This is a genomic window from Actinomadura craniellae, assembly GCF_003289645.1.
GTDB classification, from domain to species: Bacteria; Actinomycetota; Actinomycetes; order Streptosporangiales; family Streptosporangiaceae; genus Actinomadura_D; species Actinomadura_D craniellae.
Window position 1 is genome coordinate 556676 of sequence record NZ_QLYX01000001.1, and the last position, 14917, is coordinate 571592.

Sequence of the window (14917 nt, forward strand, 5' to 3'; positions counted from 1 at the left end):
TCGGCTCGGATCATTCCAGGCGGACGGCGGCATCGGCTGCAAATGGCGATTTTTCCCTTGGGCATCGTTCGTCCCACGGCTGGCCCGCCGGCCCGCCGGTCCCGCGCGAGCGGTGAGATCCATCACGCGCGGGCGCCCGGACTCCCCGGCCAGGCGGGCGCGGGGAGGGCGAGAACCGCCGCCACCTGGCCTTTTCCGGCCTCCTGGACAGTCGGGCGCCGGCTCGCGCCAGGTGTCGTGACGTCCCTCAAAAGATGTGTACAGTGCATGCTTTAAGACGGTTATATGTAGAATGCATATGACTTTGACCCTAGTGAGGAGAGTTCACGTGGAGGACCCCACGTCCACCGCGCGTCCCGGCGGGATCGTCGGGGTGCTGGCGGTGGCCGGCATCGTCGCGGCACTCATGCAGACCCTGGTGGTACCGCTGATCGGCGAGCTGCCGCAGCTCCTGGACACCACCGCCTCCAACGCCTCCTGGGTGATCACCGCCACGCTGCTGGCGGGAGCGGTCGCCATGCCGGTGATCGGCCGGCTCGGCGACCTGTACGGCAAGCGCCGCATGCTGCTGGCCTGCACGGTGCCGCTCATCGCGGGCTCGGTGGTCTGCGCGCTGGCCGGCTCCCTGGTCCCCATGGTCGTCGGCCGTGGCCTGCAGGGCGTGGGCATGGGCATGATCCCGCTGGGGGTCAGCGCGCTGCGGGACCTGCTGCCGCCCGAGCGGCTGGGCTCCTCGATCGCGCTGATGAGCTCGTCGATGGGCATCGGCGGAGCGCTCGGCCTGCCCGTCGCGGCGGCGGTCGCCGAGAACGCGGACTGGCGCCTGCTGTTCTGGGGCTCGGCGGGACTGAGCGTGCTGGTCGCCGTGCTGATCTGGCGGCTGGTGCCCGGCATCCCCCCGCGGACCAGGGGACGTCTCGACTACGTCGGGGTGATCGGCCTGGGCATCGGCCTGGTGGGCCTGCTGCTGGGCGTCTCCAAGGGCGCCGACTGGGGCTGGACGAGCGGTGGCATCCTGGGGCTGCTCGCGACCTCGGCGGTCGCCTTCGTGGCCTGGGGCTGGTGGGAGCTGCGCGCCGGTGACCCGCTGGTCGACCTGCGCGTGACCGCACGGCCGCAGGTGCTGCTGACCAACATCGCCTCGGTCGTGGTCGGGTTCGCGATGTACGCCCAGGCACTGATCGTGCCGCAACTGCTGCAGCTTCCCGCCGCCACCGGCTACGGCCTCGGCCAGTCGATGCTGGCCGCCGGGCTGTGGATGGCCCCCTCAGGCCTGATGATGATGCTGATCTCGCCGCTGGGCGCGCGGTTGTCGGCCGCCCGCGGCCCCAAGGTCACCCTGTTCGCCGGTGGCCTGGTCATCGCGCTCGGGTACGGGTCCTCGGCGGTCCTGCTGGGATCGACCTGGGGGCTGCTGGTCGTCACCTGCATCTGCGGCGTGGGTGTCGCGCTGGCCTACGGCTCGATGCCCGCCCTGATCATGGGGGCGGTGCCGCTGTCGGAGACCGCCTCGGCCAACAGCTTCAACACCCTGATGCGCTCCATCGGCACGTCGGTGTCGGCCGCGGTGGTCGGGGCCGTGCTGTCCCAGATGACCATGCAGGTGGGCGGGTACTCCCTGCCGTCCGAGGCGGGCTTCCGCACCGGCCTGATGATCGGCTGCGGTGCATCGCTCCTGGCCGCGCTGCTCGCCCTGACCATCCCCACCCGCCCGTCCCGGCCCGCGCCCAAGCACGCCGCCCCCGTCAAGCGGCCCGCCACCGTGCCCGTGGGATCGTCCGTGGGGTAAGGCTTTCGGCCGGACACGGCACGGCGGCGGAACGACGCTCGGTCGTTCCGCCGCCGGCGGTGTTGCCGGGCCCGGACTGCCCGCCGGGGTCAGTCCGGGAGCTTCGCCTGTGCCTTGCGGGACGTGACCGGCTCGGCGAGCCGCTGCTCGTCGCAGATCTGCTGGATCTTCTCCAGGGTCTCGTCGAGCCCGGGTCCGAGCCGGGGGCCCGGGGTGAAGGTCGCCGGGAGGAAGCGCATCCCGTTGATGACACCGATCGTCTCGTAGTGCACGGTGCCCTCGGGGTCGCAGACGTAGTCCGGCATCCGGTCGAGGACTTGCAGGAGCATCCGCTTGAACACGGTGCGCGCGACGTTCGAGCCGATGCAGCGGTGGATGCCGAGCCCGAAGCTGCTGTGCCGGTTCCCCGTGCGGGCCAGATCGACCTGGTCGGGATCGGGGAACACCGCGGGGTCGCGGTTGGCCATCGCCCAGGACAGCCAGAGCCGGTCGCCCTCCTTGAACTGGGTTCCGGCGATTTCGCAGTCGGCGGAGATGGTGCGCCCGTCGCCCACCGCCGGCGTGTAGAAGCGCAGGAATTCCTCGGTCGCGGAGTCCAGCAGCGTGTCCCGTTCCCGGCTCAGCCGGTCGCGTTCCGCCGGGTTCTCCGAGAGCCATTCGATGGCGTGCGCGGTGAGTGCCGTCGTGGTGTCGAAACCACCGCCGATGAGCAGGGCCAGCACGCCGATCAGCTCGAGGTCCGGGGGATTCTTCCCGTTGATGTCGGCGTGGACGAGCGCGTCGATCAGGCCTGGCCGGGGGTTGGCCCGAACCTCCAGCAACTGGCCGAACAGATGGCGGCCCATCTGCATGTGCATTTCCGCGACCCGCTCCATGTCGGGCGAGTTCGGCGGCGTGTAGACGGCGGCGTGCACCGGCTCGTTGTAAATGGTCCACGCATTGACCGGAATGCCCATCATCGCCAGCGTGAGGACGGCAGGCACGATGTTGGCCAGATCGTCCACGAAGTCGATCCGGCCAGTTTCGATCTTCTCGTCGAGGCAGGCCCGCGTCACTTCGTCGATCACCGGGATCCACCGCTTGATGGCGGCCGGCGACAGGTAGGGGTTGAGCGCCTGGCGGTAGTGGCGCTGCTCGGGCGGGTCCATTTCCAGGAAACCGCCCCGGGTGCCCTTCGCCCGCTGCGGCTTGGGAATGGAGATCCCCTGGTAGCCGCGCTTCACGTTGTCGACGTCGTGGTCGTTGGAGAGGAACTCGGCAGAGCGCGCCAGGTCGAAGACCTCGCGGTTGCCGGCGGCGACCCAGTGCCCGTCATAGGTGTCCGACCACGCGATGGGGCACGTGGCGTGCATCTCCTGCGTGATCGCCTCGAACTGCTGGCGGTACTCCGGGGTGTGCCGGTCGAAGTGATAGCGATTCTTCTTGCGGTCTTCGTCGCGGGCGACGTCTTCCGTGCTCAAAACTGCTGCCTTCTCTGCCCGGTGGATGGAAATAAGACTCGGGAACCTCAGGATCAGGAGATGAGGGAGATCGCTCGTTCCGGGCAGGAGCTGATGGCCTCGCGGGCCTTGGTCTCCTGGCCGGCCGGCACCTCTTCGCTGATGGCCGTGGAATGGCCGTCGACATCGCTGAGCTCGAAGACTTCCGGAGCTATCATCGCGCAGAGGGTGTGGCCCTGGCAGCGCTCGGAGTCGACTCGCACCTTCACTGGTCTTTCCTTTCCCTTTCTCATGCGTGAGATTCGTGCCGTCATTCCGTCGCGCCGCCCGCCGGGCGGCGCGACGGAACCCTCACCTCAGACGTGGTATTCGTGCCACTTGAGGTAGCCGCCGGCGTCGATGCGGAACTGCATGCCCGTCACGAAGCTGGACTCGTCCGACGCGAGGTAGAGGACGGCGTTGCTGATCTCCTCCGGCTCGATGTGCGGGACCGGCATGGCCTGCTGCACGTGGAAGGCCAGCTCGGCGTCCTCCCGGGTCGGGTTCTCCAGGTCCGGGCGGAAGGACCGGTACATCGGCTCGCTCTGCAGCATCGGCGTGTTGCAGTTCGTCGGGTGGACGACGTTGGCCCGGATCTTCAGCGGGGCGAGGTTCGTCGCGAGCTCGTGGACGTACTGCGACAGCGCCCGCTTGGCGAAGGCGTATCCGGTGCCGCCGGGGTTGGACCCCGGGTTCTGGACCATGCCCTGGTTCATGAGGGCGGCGGCCGAGCCGGTCGCGATGATCGAGGCGCCCTCGGTGAGGTGGGGCAGCGCGACCTGGATCGCGTTGATCGTGCCGATCAGGTTGACGTCGACGACGTCGCTCCACGCCTGCATCGGCGGCTTGCCGTGCAGCGGGGCGATGCCGGCCTGGGCCACCACGATGTCGAGCCTGCCCAGCTCGCCGATGCCCCGCTCCAGCGCGTCGCGCAGCTGGTCGGCGCTGCGCACGTCGGCCTGCACCGCCACGATGCGCCGGCCCTGCTCCTCGACCAGCCGGACCGTCTCCTTGAGGTCGTCCGGCCCGGACAGCGCGTAGTTCACGGTCGCGATGTCCTGGCACAGGTCGACCGCGATGATGTCGGCGCCCTCTTCGGCCAGCCGCACCGCGTGGCTACGGCCCTGGCCGCGCCCCGCGCCCGTGATGAACGCGACCTTTCCCGAAACACGTCCCATCGGTGGTGTCCTTTCCTCGTGTGATCTGCTGTTCGGTCAGTGCCCGCCGCCCGGCGGCGGTTCGGGGTTCCGGCCCGGGTTCACCGACCGGCGTCTTCCCACCCCGCCGTGTCGGCCAGGGCGTCGAGCGCGTCGTCCAGGGAACCGAGGTCGCCGTCGAGTTCGGCGGCGACCTTCCGGACGACGTCCACGTCTTTTCTGAGGAAGTCGCTCGTCGCCTGGGCGAACGCCGCGACCGAACCCCGCGATGCGACACCGGCCAGCGCGCGGCTCGCGGAGCTTCCGTGGGGTAGGGCGCCGAGGAGGGCCGCCTCGTCCACCCCCAGCCGGCGGCCGAGCCGGACCGCCTCGGACAGCAGCCCGATCTGCGCCGCGAACAGCGCGTTGTTGATGAGCTTCACCCGCTGGCCGGCGCCCGTCGGGCCGACATGCAGCACCGGGTCGCCGTAGCTCCGCAGCACGGGCCGGATCCGCGCCACGGCCTCGTCGGCCCCTCCCACGAAGAGCGTGACGTGGCCGGCGGCGATGTCGTGCGGCCCGCCGCTGACCGGGGAGTCGATCACGTGGATCCCGCGCGGCGCGCCGCGGGCGGCGATGGTCTCGGCGGTGCTCGGGCTTCCGGTGGTGTGCACGACGAGGAGGGATCCGTCCGGCATCTCGTCGAGCAGCCCGCCGTCGAGGCAGATCTCGCGGACCTGGTCGTCGGTGTAGACGCACACCAGCACGGCGTCCGCTCCGGTGCCGACGCCGGGGACGTCGGTGACGACCTGCACGTCCTCCTGCGCGAGCGCCGCGCGTTTCTCGGCCGACCGGCCCGGTACCCGGACCTCGTGGCCCGCTTCGGCGAGCCGGCGTACCATCGGCAGGCCCATTCGCCCGGTTCCGATGAATCCGAGGCGCATCGCATCTCCTCCTTCGCACGAACTCCGTAGGGCGCTTCGCGCGACCGTGTTCCTTGCCGGGTTCCGCGCGGGTCGGCCGGTGGTGGCGGAGCACCCTTCGGCCGTTCCGCACGCCCCGCCGCCGGCGTGTCCACGGGCGCCGCGGTGTGCGCGCCGGTCGCGGCCTGTGCGGGGGTGATCGCTGCTGCCGGCCGCGAGTGGACGCCGCCGGTTCACCGGCCGGACGTCATGCGGGTCGAAGCCGTACCGGTCGTGCGGCTCGTGCCACGCCGGGTGTCACCGCCGGCGGCACATCCCACTTCGATCACTTCCACGCCCCAGCCCGGTCGGTACCACCCGGCCAGGCGCGCAGGCGGGCCTGGCCTGCTTCGACGACGCCCACCGAACGCCGTCGGCCCGGCGACATCACCTCGTTGCGAGATTCAGGTCACAGCGATGCTAACCACGCTTCAATCCAATGAGCAATAATCATTTTTTACGAATCATGATTCATTAAATTGAACGAAAGTTCGCTCAGGCTGCCGGTGCGATCGCGCGGCCGGGCGGTCGGGGCGGCTTGACTTCGCGACGGGACGGCTGGTTTTCTTCGCCGTGTCCCAGCCACCCCTGCGGGCCCGACGTGGTTCGGCCCGGTGACGTAGCGAACTCGCCCCCGCACATTTCCCGCCGGTCGTGCCCGCCGAAGAGTTCCGGCGCCCCGGTTCCGGACTCCTGCGGGATCAAGGCACACGACGGCGGCCGAGCGCATCCGCGGCGGCCGGTCCGTCCGATGAGGAGAAGTGATGAGCGGACCGAACCTGACCGAACCGTGCGGCCCCCTGCGCGGGCCGGCCCCCGCCGAGCGACGTGGGGGAGTCCGCTGATGCGCGTCGGATTCATCGGCCTGGGCAGCCAGGGCGCCCCCATGGCGCGCAGGATCATCGACGCGGGCCACCCGACCACGCTGTGGGCGCGGCGGCCCGCCTCGCTCGAGGCGTTCGCGGACACGCCCGCGAAGGTCGCCGCCACCCCCGCCGAACTGGCCGCAGCCAGCGACCTCGTCTGCGTCTGCGTGGTCGACGACGCCGGCGTCGAGGAGGTCGTCACCGGGGAGCACGGCGTGCTGGCGGGCCTCCGGGAGGGCGGGGTGATCGCCGTGCACAGCACGGTGCACCCTGACACCTGCCGCCGGCTGGCCGCCCTCGCCGCCGCCCGGGGCGTCTCCCTGATCGACGCGCCGGTGAGCGGCGGCGGCCCTGCCGCCGCCGCGGGGCGCCTGCTCGTGATGGTGGGAGGTGACACCGGCACCGTCGAGCGCTGCCGTCCGGTGTTCGAGGCCCATGCCGATCCCGTCGTCCACCTGGGCGAGCTCGGCTCCGGGCAGCTCACCAAACTGCTCAACAACCTGCTGTTCACGGCGAACCTCGCGACCGCCGCCAGCACGCTCGCGCTCGGGCGGACGCTCGACGTCGACCCCGCCCGGCTCGCCGAGGTGCTCTCCCACGGCAGCGGGGCGAGCTTTGCGCTGGACCGGGTCGCCGCCGCCGGCGGCACGCTCGACCGCATGGCGGTTCACGCCGGGCCGCTGCTGCAGAAGGACGTCCGTCTGGTGACCGATCTCGCCGGTGCGGCCGGCACCTCGACGGCTCCCGTGATCGAGACCGCCGACGCCGCCCTGAAGCTGATGGACCACCCGCGCTGAGGGCCGCACATGCCGTGAGCTGTGCCGCCACCGGTGACGCCTCCCTGGGCGAGAACCGGATATCGCCCATCAGTAGGATGAACACTGCCAGAAAAAACTGAACTTCGGTTCAAAGTGGCACCGGCCGGTCCGGCCACCTGACGCCCGGTTCTCCCGGGCGATCGAACTGGTAGGGGAGTGGAATGGCGGACGCCGAGGTCGTCGCACTGCTGCTGGTGCGGGTGGTCGTGGGCATCACGATGATCGCGCACGGGCTCAACCACTGGCTGGGCGGCGGCCGGATCGAGGGAACCGCCCGCTGGTTCGGCGGGCTCGGCCTGCGGCACGGGAGGCTGCAGGCGTGGATGAGCGTGGTCACCGAGATCGGCGCGGGAGCGCTGCTGGTGGTCGGCCTGCTCACGCCGCTGGCCTGCGCGGCGGTGATCTCCGTGATGCTGGTCGCGGGCATCCTCGCGCACCGGCCGAACGGGTTCTTCGTCTTCAAGGACGGCTACGAGTACGTCCTCGTGCTCGCGGTGGCCGCACTGGCCCTGGCGATGCTGGGCCCCGGCCGGTTGTCGCTGGACTCCGCCCTCGACATTGAGGTGATCGGCTGGGCCGGCGGCGGCATCGCGCTCGGGGTGGCCGTGGCGGCGACGGCGGGCATGCTCGCCACCTTCTGGCGGCCGCAGCCGAAGGAAGCCGAACCGGCCACCTGACGAGGCCACCCGGCGAGGGGCCGTGCGGCTACTCGCCGGTGTCGGAGGCGTGTGGCCCGGAGATGCCGCCCAGGCAGAACTGCCAGATCTCGTCGGTGGTGACGGGGGTGGCGTGGCTGTTGGCGGGGACGCCGTTGGCCTGGGCGATGAACATGACGGTCTGCATCACCAGGGAGGCTTGGCGGCGGGGCTTCCCGGCGGCGACGACACCGGCCTCGGTGGCCTGCTCGATGAGTTCGGTGATGACCGTGAGCAGCGGGAGGAAGGCGGTCGCCACCTCGGTGGGGTGCTTGACCAGCAGTTGCAGGGCGAAGTCGCTGAACAGCGGGCGCTGGGCGTGGGGGTTGGGCTGCGACTGCTCGTAGAGCATCGTGACGGCGACCTGGAGGCTCCGCAGCGGGTCGCGCTCGGCGGAGGCAGCCTCCCGGATCTCGACCGCCGACTTGGCGAGCGCGTCCTCGAAGAGGGCCAGCAGCAATTCGTGCTTGCCGTCGAAATGCTGGTAGAAGCTGCGCAGCGACTGCTTCGACCGGTCGACGACCTCCTGGACCGTGAAGTCCGTCGTGCCCTTTTCCGCGATGAGTTCCTGTGCCGAATCGAGGAAGCGCTGCACGCGCTGTTCGGCACGGAGCTTGGCGGCACGGGTGGAGCGCTCGACGGCTCGTTGCCGCCAGGCAGGCTCTTCGGAGACTTCGGTCACGAGCAGAACGATACTCCACCGCGACGGTAAGAAATCGCAACTGCACTTCGAAGTGGCCGTCGCAACAGATGAGACTCTTACTTGCTTGCAGTGAGAATGCTACTCTCGTGACATGTGCCACCTTGGCCGGCCAGGCGGAGCGACGTCCTGCAGCCGGCCGCGACGAGCCGGCGGTGAGAGCCGCGCGCCGCGACTCCCTCGGCGGCCCGGTGCGAAAAGTCCATTGGGAGGTCGCCTGTGCAGTTCGAGTTCGATGAGGACCAGCGGCTGCTCCAGCAACTGGTCCGCGAAACGGTGGCCAAGGCGCGGTCGCTGCCCGAGGACCAGCTCTGGGCCAAGTACCAGGAGCTGGGGTGGCTGGAGGCCCCGCCGGTGGAGCTGGCGATCGTGCTGGAGGAACTGGGGTACGTCGCCGATCCGACCCCCTTCCTCGCCACGTCCACCTGGTTCGCGCCGCTCGCCGGCCGGCTGCCCCGCGGTGCGGGCACGGGGGTGTGCGACGGGACCGGGCGGTTCGTGCTGGACGCGGACCGGGCCGACGAGATCGCGCTGGTCACCCGCGACGGCGTGGTGGTGGTCGACGGCGCGGCGGTGAGCACGGAACGGGTCGCCGTCTTCGACCCGACCCTGCACGTAGCCCACATTGCCCATGTGACCGCCCCGGACCTGGTCCCCGGAATCGCGGACCTGACCCTGATGGGCCTGGCGATCTCCACGGTGGGCAGCTGCCGGCGCATCCTGGACCTGGTCGTCGAGCACGTCAAGCAGCGCGTCCAGTTCGACGTCCCCATCGGCTCCTTCCAGGCGGTCAAGCACAAGGCCGCGGACATGCACGTGGCGATCGAGCGGGCCCGGGCGCTGGCCTACTTCTCGGCGCTGACCATCGCCGAGGACGACCCGCGGCGCGGCCGGGCGGCCCTGATGGCCAAGGCCGCCGCGGGGGAGTGCCAGCAGGTCGTCTTCCAGGGCGGCCTCCAGCTCTTCGGGGCGATGGGCTTCACCTGGGAGAGCGAACTGCAGATCCATCTCAAGCGGGCCAAGGCCGGCGACCTGCTGCTGGGAACCGCGGCCGTACACAGAAGGGCGTTGCTGGCATGAAGCTGGACTCCGATCCCGCGATCGAGGAGTTCCGCGCCGAGTTCTCCGCCTTCCTCGACGCGCACCTGCCCACCGCGGCCGAGGCCATGCCCCGCCCCCGGTCGAGCGCGGACGTGCCACCGTGGGCGGCCCGGTGGCAGCGGACGCTGTTCGACGCGGGCTGGCTGCTGCCCGGCAACCCGCCGGAGTACGGCGGGCGCAACGCCACGCTGCCGCAGCAACTCGCCCACCTGGAGGAACTGTCCCGGCGGCGGATCTACCACAGCTTCAACCCGCAGGGCCTCGGCATCATCGCGGCCTCGATCCTGACCTTCGGGACCGAGGAGCAGAAGCAGCGGTGGGCCGTCCCCATCCTGCGGGCGGAGATCACGGCGGCGCTCGGCATGAGCGAGCCGGAGGCCGGCTCCGACCTGGCCGGCCTGCGCACCCGCGCGATCCTCGACGACGACCACTTCGTGGTGAACGGGCAGAAGGTGTGGACCTCGGGGGCGCACCACGCGGACGTGCTGCTGACGTTCGTGCGCACCGACCCGTACGCCCCCAAGCACAAGGGGATCAGCGTCCTGCTCATCCCCACCGACACCCCGGGGGTGGTCCGGCGGCCGTTCGGCTCCCTCGCCTCGCCCGACGACCTGGACTTCAACGAGGTGTTCTTCACCGACGTCCGGGTGCCGAAGGAGAACCTGATCGGCGAGCTGCACCGCGGCTGGCGGGTGGCGCACGGCTCGCTCGGCCACGAGCGGACGATGCTGTGGCTGAGCTACGCCGAGCGGCTGGACGACCTGATCAGGGACGCGCCCGGCGACGAGGAGTGGTACGCGACGCTGCTCATGGACGCCCAGGCGCTCCGGCTGCTCGGCTACCGGCAGCTCGGCGGCGACCGGGACCCGGCGGAGGTGTCGGTGCTCAAGCTGCTCGGCTCCGAGGCCATCCAGGCCGCCGGCCTCCGCGCCCTGGAGGCGCAGGGGCCCGAGGGGCTGGCCCATCCCGCGGCGACCGCCCCGCCCAACCACATGAGCGTGGAGGCGTTCACCGCCAGCTGGTTCGAGCGGTACGCCCGGAGCTTCGCCGGAACGATCGCCGGCGGCACCTCCGAGATCCAGCGCAACATCATCGCCGAGCGCATCCTCGGCCTCCCCAGGTAAGGAAGAAGCCCATGAGCCAGATCCTCTACGAGGTCACCGACCGGGTCGCGGTCATCACGCTGAACCGGCCCGAGGTCGCCAACGCCCAGACGATGGAGCTGCTGGACGACCTGGACGCGGCCTGGACCCGGGCCGCCGACGACGACGACGTCCGGGTCATCGTGCTCCGCGGCAACGGCAGGCACTTCTCCTCCGGGCACGACCTGAAGGGCACCGGCCCGCGCCCGGACAAGATCACCCTGGAGTCGATCTACAGCGTCGAGGCGCGCCGGTACATCGAGTACACCCTGCGCTGGCGCAACATCCCCAAGCCGTCGATCGCGGCGGTCCAGGGCAAGTGCATCGCGGGCGGGCTGATGCTCTGCTGGCCCTGCGACCTGATCGTGGCGGCCGAGAACGCCGAGTTCTCCGACCCGGTGGTGCGCCTGGGGATCGGCGGTGTGGAGTACCACGGCCACACCTGGGAGTTCGGCCCGCGCAAGGCCAAGGAGATCCTGTTCACCGGCCGGGGCGTCACCGCGGCGGAGGCGGAGCAGCTCGGCATGGTCAACCGGGTGGTGCCGCTGGCGGAGCTGGACGCGTCCGCGATGGAGCTGGCCGGGCAGATCGCGCAGATGCACCCGTTCGCGCTGCGCCAGGCCAAGCGGGCCGTCAACCAGACCCTGGACGTGCAGGGCTTCTACGCGGCGATCCAGTCGGTGTTCGACACCCACACGACCGGGCACGGGAACGCGTTCAGCGTCTGCAACTACCCCATCCTCATCGACTACGAAGAGATGAAGAAGCAGGTCAAAGCTCAATGAGCCGGGGGGCGCGGCGGGTCGCCAGCAGCGACCCGCCGACGTCCTCGGCCAGCGCCTTCGCCGACCCGAGCAGGTCGTCGAGGACGAGCACCCGGCGCGCGAACGACTGGAAGCGGTGCTCGGCGGTGAACCCGATCCCGGCGAGCACCTGCTGGCAGTTCCGCGCCGCCGCCAGCCCGGCCCGCCCGGCCAGCGCCTTGCCCAGCGTCGACGTCGTGGGGTCCGTCGCGTGCGCGAGCGCGGCCTCCGCCGCCTCCAGCGTGACCAGGGTCTCGGCCAGCCGGTGCCGCACCGCCTGGAACGACGCCAGCCGCCGCCCGAACTGCGTGCGGGTCAGCGCGTGCTCGCGGGCCAGCTCCAGCATCGCCCGGCCGGCGCCGACGAGCTGGAATCCGAGCGCCCGGCGGCCCGCCGCCACCGCCTCCTCGCCGAGCGGCCGCCACTCCACCCGGCACAGCCCCAGCGCCGGGTCGAGCCCGCCCGCCGGCACGCAGGGCCGCCCGAACGCCAGGCCGTTCTCGGCCAGCGCGACCACACCGCCCGGCGGCCGGCCCAGCGCGTGCAGCAGCACGTCGTTGAGCAGGGGAGCGTGCGCCCCGGTCGCGCCGAGCAGGGGGAAGACCAGGGCGACTGCCTCGTCCGGCGAGTCCGCCAGCAGTTCCCGCCAGCCCAGCTCCACGAGTGCGGCGTCCAGGCGGTCGGCGTCGCCCGGTTCCTCCATGGCCGCGCGGAAGCCCGTGGACAGCAGCGTCAGGTCGGCGGCGTCGATCATTCGTCCCCCAGGGAGAGCAGTCGCTTGGCGACGATGTTGCGCTGGATTTCGGCGGTGCCCCCGTAGATGGTGGCGGCCCGGGAGTAGAGGTACTCCTCGCGCCAGGGCGACTCCTCGTACTCGACGACCCCGGGCAGCAGGTCGCGGGCGGTGTCGAAGAGCCGCTGCTCGGCGGAGGCGATGAGGATCTTGTCGATCGAGGTCTCCGCGCCCAGCGGCTCGCCCCGCGCCCGGCGGTGCTGGGTGCGCAGGGACGTCGAGCGGATGGCGTGCAGGTCGAGGAACGCCTCGCCGAGCGCGCGCTCGGAGCCGGCGGGCGCGGCGGCGAGCAGCCGGTCGAGCCGGGTGTACAGGTGCGCGACCCGGTGCCAGAAGCAGGAGGACCGCTCGTCCGGGAGGATGCTCATCGCGATCTCCCAGCCCTGCCCCACCGCGCCGATCATCCGGTCGGCGGGCACCCGGACGCCGTCGAAGAACACCTCGGCGAACTCGTCCACGCCGTGCATGGTCTCGATGGGCCGGACGAGGACGCCGGGGCTGTCCATGTCCACCAGGAAGGCCGAGATGCCGCGGTGGCCGGGGCCGGAGGTGCGGGCGAGCAGCAGGCAGCGCTGCGCGTACTGCGCCAGGGAGGTCCACACCTTCTGCCCGTCGATCACCCATTCGGCGCCGTCGCGGACGGCGCGGGTGGTCAGCGACGCCAGGTCGCTGCCCGCGCCGGGCTCGGAGAAGCCCTGGCACCAGGTCTCCTCGCCGGACAGCAGCAGCGGGACGAAGGCGAGCAGTTCGGGCGAGCCGTACCGGATCAGCGTCGGCGCCAGCACCTCGATCAGGGAGTAGATCCCCGGCTCGGCGAGGCCGCGGGTGGCGACCTCCTCGCCGAGCACCGCGCGCAGGATCGTGGGCCCGCCGAGGCCGCCGGCGTGCTCGGGCCAGCCCCAGCGCATCCAGCCGGCGTCGAACAGCGCCCGGCGCACCCGGGACAGCTGGGCCATGTCGCCGTCGAGGGACTTGTCGTGGACGGGGCTGAGATCGTGCTCGTCGAGCCACGCGCGCAGCCCCGTCCGGAACTCCTCAACGCGCATGCGAGTGCGGCCGGCCCGAGTCGTGGGCGCCGCTCTTGCGGATGAACGTCATGGCGCGGGTGCGCAGCCGCCAGCCGTCCTCGGTCCTGACATAGGTGTCGTTGTAGTACCCGATCCGCATGTGGTGGGTGGCGTCCTCGACGAAGCAGAGGTTCTGCACGCCGGTGGCCTCGTCGCCGTTGATGTCCAGCAGCGGCGTCGCGGTCATGAACAGCCCCTTGGGCGCCGCTTCGACCAGGGCGGGGAACTCCGCCAGCGGGTAGACCTCGCCGAACGCGCTGTAGGTGCCGTCGGGCGTGAAGACCTCCAGCAGGGAGTCGATGTCGTTCCTGGTGATCGAGACCGCGTACTTGGCGAGCAGCTGCCCGATCTCAATGATGTCCTGGTGCTCCATGGAAGACCTTCCCTCCTTTCATGACGAAGCGGACCTCGGACAGGACCGAGATGTCCTCCAGTGGGTTGCCGGGCACCGCGATCAGGTCGGCGAGCAGGCCCTCGGCGATCCGGCCGCGGTCGGCGGCGCCGATCAGCTCGGCCGCGTTGAGGGTCGCCGCCTGGAGCACGTGCAGCGGTGTCATGCCCCGCTTGACCATGGCGGCGAGTTCCTTGGCGCCGTGGCCGTGCGGGATCGCCGGCGCGTCGGTGCCGGCCGCGATCTTGACACCGGCCCTGCTCGCCCGGGCGACGACCGTCTGGGCCCGGGGGAAGATCTCGGCGGCCTTGGCCTTGAGCTCGGGGGCGGCCCTGGACAGGTCCATCCCCTCGGTCAGGTAGGTCGTCGGGACGAGGAAGGTGCCGCGCTCGGCCATCAGCTCGATCGTGTCGTCGTCGATCAGGAAGCCGTGCTCGATGCAGTCGATCCCCGCCTCCACGGCCGACCGGACGGCGTCCGCCCCGTGGGTGTGCGCGGCCACCTTGAGCCCGCGCCGGTGGGCCTCGTCCACGATCGCGCGCAGCTCCTCGTCGGAGTAGTGCTGCGCACCCGGGGTGCCGGTGTGCGACATCACCCCGCCCGACGCGCAGACCTTGATGAGCTTCGCGCCGTGCTTGATCTGGTAGCGGACCGCCTTGCGCACCTCGTCGACCCCGTTGGCGATGCCCTCCTCCAGCGAGAGGGGCATGATCCCCGGCGCGTACGCGGAGAACATCGTGGGGTCCAGGTGCCCGCCGGTCGGGGTGATCGCGTGCCCCGCGGGGACGATGCGCGGACCGTCCACCCAGCCGGCGTCGATGGCCTTGGCCAGGGCGACGTCCAGCAGGTAGCCGCCGGTCTTCACGAACAGGCCGAGGTTCCGGACCGTGGTGAACCCCGAGCGGAGCGTCCGGCGGGCGTTGCCCACCGCGCGCAGCATGCGCAGCGGCGGGTCGTCCTGGACCGGGGAGAGCGCGGCGGTCTCCCCCCGGCCGCCCATGAGCAGGTTGACCTCCATGTCCATCAGGCCGGGGAGCAACGTGACGTCGCCCAGGTCCAGGACCTCGCCCCCGCCGCCGCCCGCGATGCGGTCGCCGTCCACGGTGACCAGGCCCGGTTCCTCGATCTCGCCCGTCTCGACGTGGAGGAGGCGGGCCGCCTTGAGCGTGATCACGC

15 protein-coding genes are annotated in these 14917 nt (G+C 71.1%); 6 read left to right on the forward strand and 9 right to left on the reverse strand.

All coding sequences use genetic code 11. From position 1 onward, the window contains the following. The first annotated feature begins 328 nt into the window (after positions 1-328). Positions 329-1789, forward strand: a complete 1461-nt coding sequence (locus DPM19_RS02450; protein ID WP_111863097.1) for an MFS transporter — start codon at positions 329-331, stop codon at positions 1787-1789. 89 nt (positions 1790-1878) lie between these two features. On the opposite strand, the gene DPM19_RS02455 is transcribed toward DPM19_RS02450, so the two are convergent. The 4 genes from DPM19_RS02455 to DPM19_RS02470 all read right to left on the reverse strand — a co-directional run bounded on the left by DPM19_RS02455 (position 1879) and on the right by DPM19_RS02470 (position 5347). After that, the gene (locus DPM19_RS02455) at positions 1879-3249 is read right to left on the reverse strand and encodes a cytochrome P450 (RefSeq protein ID WP_111863098.1); all 1371 of its coding nucleotides are present in this window, start codon (positions 3247-3249) and stop codon (positions 1879-1881) included. A 53-nt stretch (positions 3250-3302) separates the two neighbouring features. Then, complete coding sequence (locus DPM19_RS02460) at positions 3303-3497, reverse strand: ferredoxin (RefSeq protein ID WP_111863099.1); 195 nt, start codon at positions 3495-3497, stop codon at positions 3303-3305. 87 nt (positions 3498-3584) lie between these two features. After that, positions 3585-4445, reverse strand: coding sequence for a mycofactocin-coupled SDR family oxidoreductase (locus tag DPM19_RS02465; RefSeq protein ID WP_111863100.1), 861 nt, complete (start codon positions 4443-4445; stop codon positions 3585-3587). A gap of 80 nt (positions 4446-4525) precedes the next feature. Beyond that, complete coding sequence (locus DPM19_RS02470; protein ID WP_111863101.1) at positions 4526-5347, reverse strand: NAD(P)-dependent oxidoreductase; 822 nt, start codon at positions 5345-5347, stop codon at positions 4526-4528. 862 nt (positions 5348-6209) lie between these two features. On the opposite strand from DPM19_RS02470, the gene DPM19_RS02475 reads away from it, so the two are divergent. Beyond that, on the forward strand, positions 6210-7028 hold the full coding sequence (locus tag DPM19_RS02475; protein WP_111863102.1) for an NAD(P)-dependent oxidoreductase: 819 nt from the start codon (positions 6210-6212) through the stop codon (positions 7026-7028). 182 nt (positions 7029-7210) lie between these two features. Beyond that, on the forward strand, positions 7211-7726 hold the full coding sequence (locus tag DPM19_RS02480) for a DoxX family protein (protein WP_111863103.1): 516 nt from the start codon (positions 7211-7213) through the stop codon (positions 7724-7726). Between the two features lie 28 nt (positions 7727-7754). Here DPM19_RS02480 and DPM19_RS02485 read toward each other — a convergent pair whose 3' ends face one another. Next, complete coding sequence (locus DPM19_RS02485) at positions 7755-8426, reverse strand: TetR/AcrR family transcriptional regulator (protein ID WP_111863104.1); 672 nt, start codon at positions 8424-8426, stop codon at positions 7755-7757. 237 nt (positions 8427-8663) lie between these two features. Between DPM19_RS02485 and DPM19_RS36035 the strand changes: the two genes are divergently transcribed. Genes DPM19_RS36035 through DPM19_RS02500 form a run of 3 tightly spaced genes read left to right on the forward strand, consistent with a single transcriptional unit; the run spans position 8664 to position 11472 of the window. Continuing rightward, positions 8664-9524: an acyl-CoA dehydrogenase gene (locus DPM19_RS36035; RefSeq protein ID WP_111863105.1), complete on the forward strand. Its 861-nt coding sequence runs from the start codon at positions 8664-8666 to the stop codon at positions 9522-9524. Then, positions 9521-10669: an acyl-CoA dehydrogenase family protein gene (locus DPM19_RS02495; RefSeq protein WP_111863106.1), complete on the forward strand. Its 1149-nt coding sequence runs from the start codon at positions 9521-9523 to the stop codon at positions 10667-10669. The genes DPM19_RS36035 and DPM19_RS02495 overlap by 4 nt, the downstream gene beginning before the upstream one ends. Positions 10670-10680: 11 nt before the next feature. Next, on the forward strand, positions 10681-11472 hold the full coding sequence (locus tag DPM19_RS02500) for an enoyl-CoA hydratase (RefSeq protein WP_111863107.1): 792 nt from the start codon (positions 10681-10683) through the stop codon (positions 11470-11472). On the opposite strand, the gene DPM19_RS02505 is transcribed toward DPM19_RS02500, so the two are convergent. The 4 genes from DPM19_RS02505 to DPM19_RS02520 are packed head-to-tail and all read right to left on the reverse strand — an operon-like array spanning position 11459 to position 14915. Next, positions 11459-12244 carry an acyl-CoA dehydrogenase family protein gene (locus tag DPM19_RS02505; protein ID WP_111863108.1) on the reverse strand — a complete coding sequence of 262 codons (786 nt, stop codon included), beginning with the start codon at positions 12242-12244 and terminating at the stop codon, positions 11459-11461. The two genes, DPM19_RS02500 and DPM19_RS02505, sit on opposite strands and share 14 nt — an antisense overlap. After that, positions 12241-13329, reverse strand: a complete 1089-nt coding sequence (locus tag DPM19_RS02510) for an acyl-CoA dehydrogenase family protein (protein ID WP_111863109.1) — start codon at positions 13327-13329, stop codon at positions 12241-12243. Before DPM19_RS02510 ends, DPM19_RS02505 begins: the two co-directional genes overlap by 4 nt. After that, positions 13319-13723 (reverse strand): nuclear transport factor 2 family protein, encoded by a 405-nt coding sequence (locus tag DPM19_RS02515; protein WP_111863110.1) that lies wholly within the window; start codon positions 13721-13723, stop codon positions 13319-13321. The genes DPM19_RS02510 and DPM19_RS02515 overlap by 11 nt, the downstream gene beginning before the upstream one ends. Beyond that, a complete protein-coding gene (locus DPM19_RS02520) occupies positions 13701-14915 on the reverse strand; it encodes a metal-dependent hydrolase family protein (RefSeq protein ID WP_111863111.1) in 1215 nt (404 codons plus the stop codon). The genes DPM19_RS02515 and DPM19_RS02520 overlap by 23 nt, the downstream gene beginning before the upstream one ends. Between the last annotated feature and the right edge of the window lie 2 nt (positions 14916-14917).

Coding starts and splice junctions, on each gene's coding strand:
- DPM19_RS02465 (WP_111863100.1), bottom strand. CDS start 4,445: ATGGGACGTGTTTCGGGAAAGGTCGCGTTCATCACGGGCGCGGGGCGC.
- DPM19_RS02470 (WP_111863101.1), bottom strand. CDS start 5,347: ATGCGCCTCGGATTCATCGGAACCGGGCGAATGGGCCTGCCGATGGTA.
- DPM19_RS02475 (WP_111863102.1), top strand. CDS start 6,210: ATGCGCGTCGGATTCATCGGCCTGGGCAGCCAGGGCGCCCCCATGGCG.
- DPM19_RS02480 (WP_111863103.1), top strand. CDS start 7,211: ATGGCGGACGCCGAGGTCGTCGCACTGCTGCTGGTGCGGGTGGTCGTG.
- DPM19_RS02495 (WP_111863106.1), top strand. CDS start 9,521: ATGAAGCTGGACTCCGATCCCGCGATCGAGGAGTTCCGCGCCGAGTTC.
- DPM19_RS02500 (WP_111863107.1), top strand. CDS start 10,681: ATGAGCCAGATCCTCTACGAGGTCACCGACCGGGTCGCGGTCATCACG.
- DPM19_RS02505 (WP_111863108.1), bottom strand. CDS start 12,244: ATGATCGACGCCGCCGACCTGACGCTGCTGTCCACGGGCTTCCGCGCG.
- DPM19_RS02510 (WP_111863109.1), bottom strand. CDS start 13,329: ATGCGCGTTGAGGAGTTCCGGACGGGGCTGCGCGCGTGGCTCGACGAG.
- DPM19_RS02515 (WP_111863110.1), bottom strand. CDS start 13,723: ATGGAGCACCAGGACATCATTGAGATCGGGCAGCTGCTCGCCAAGTAC.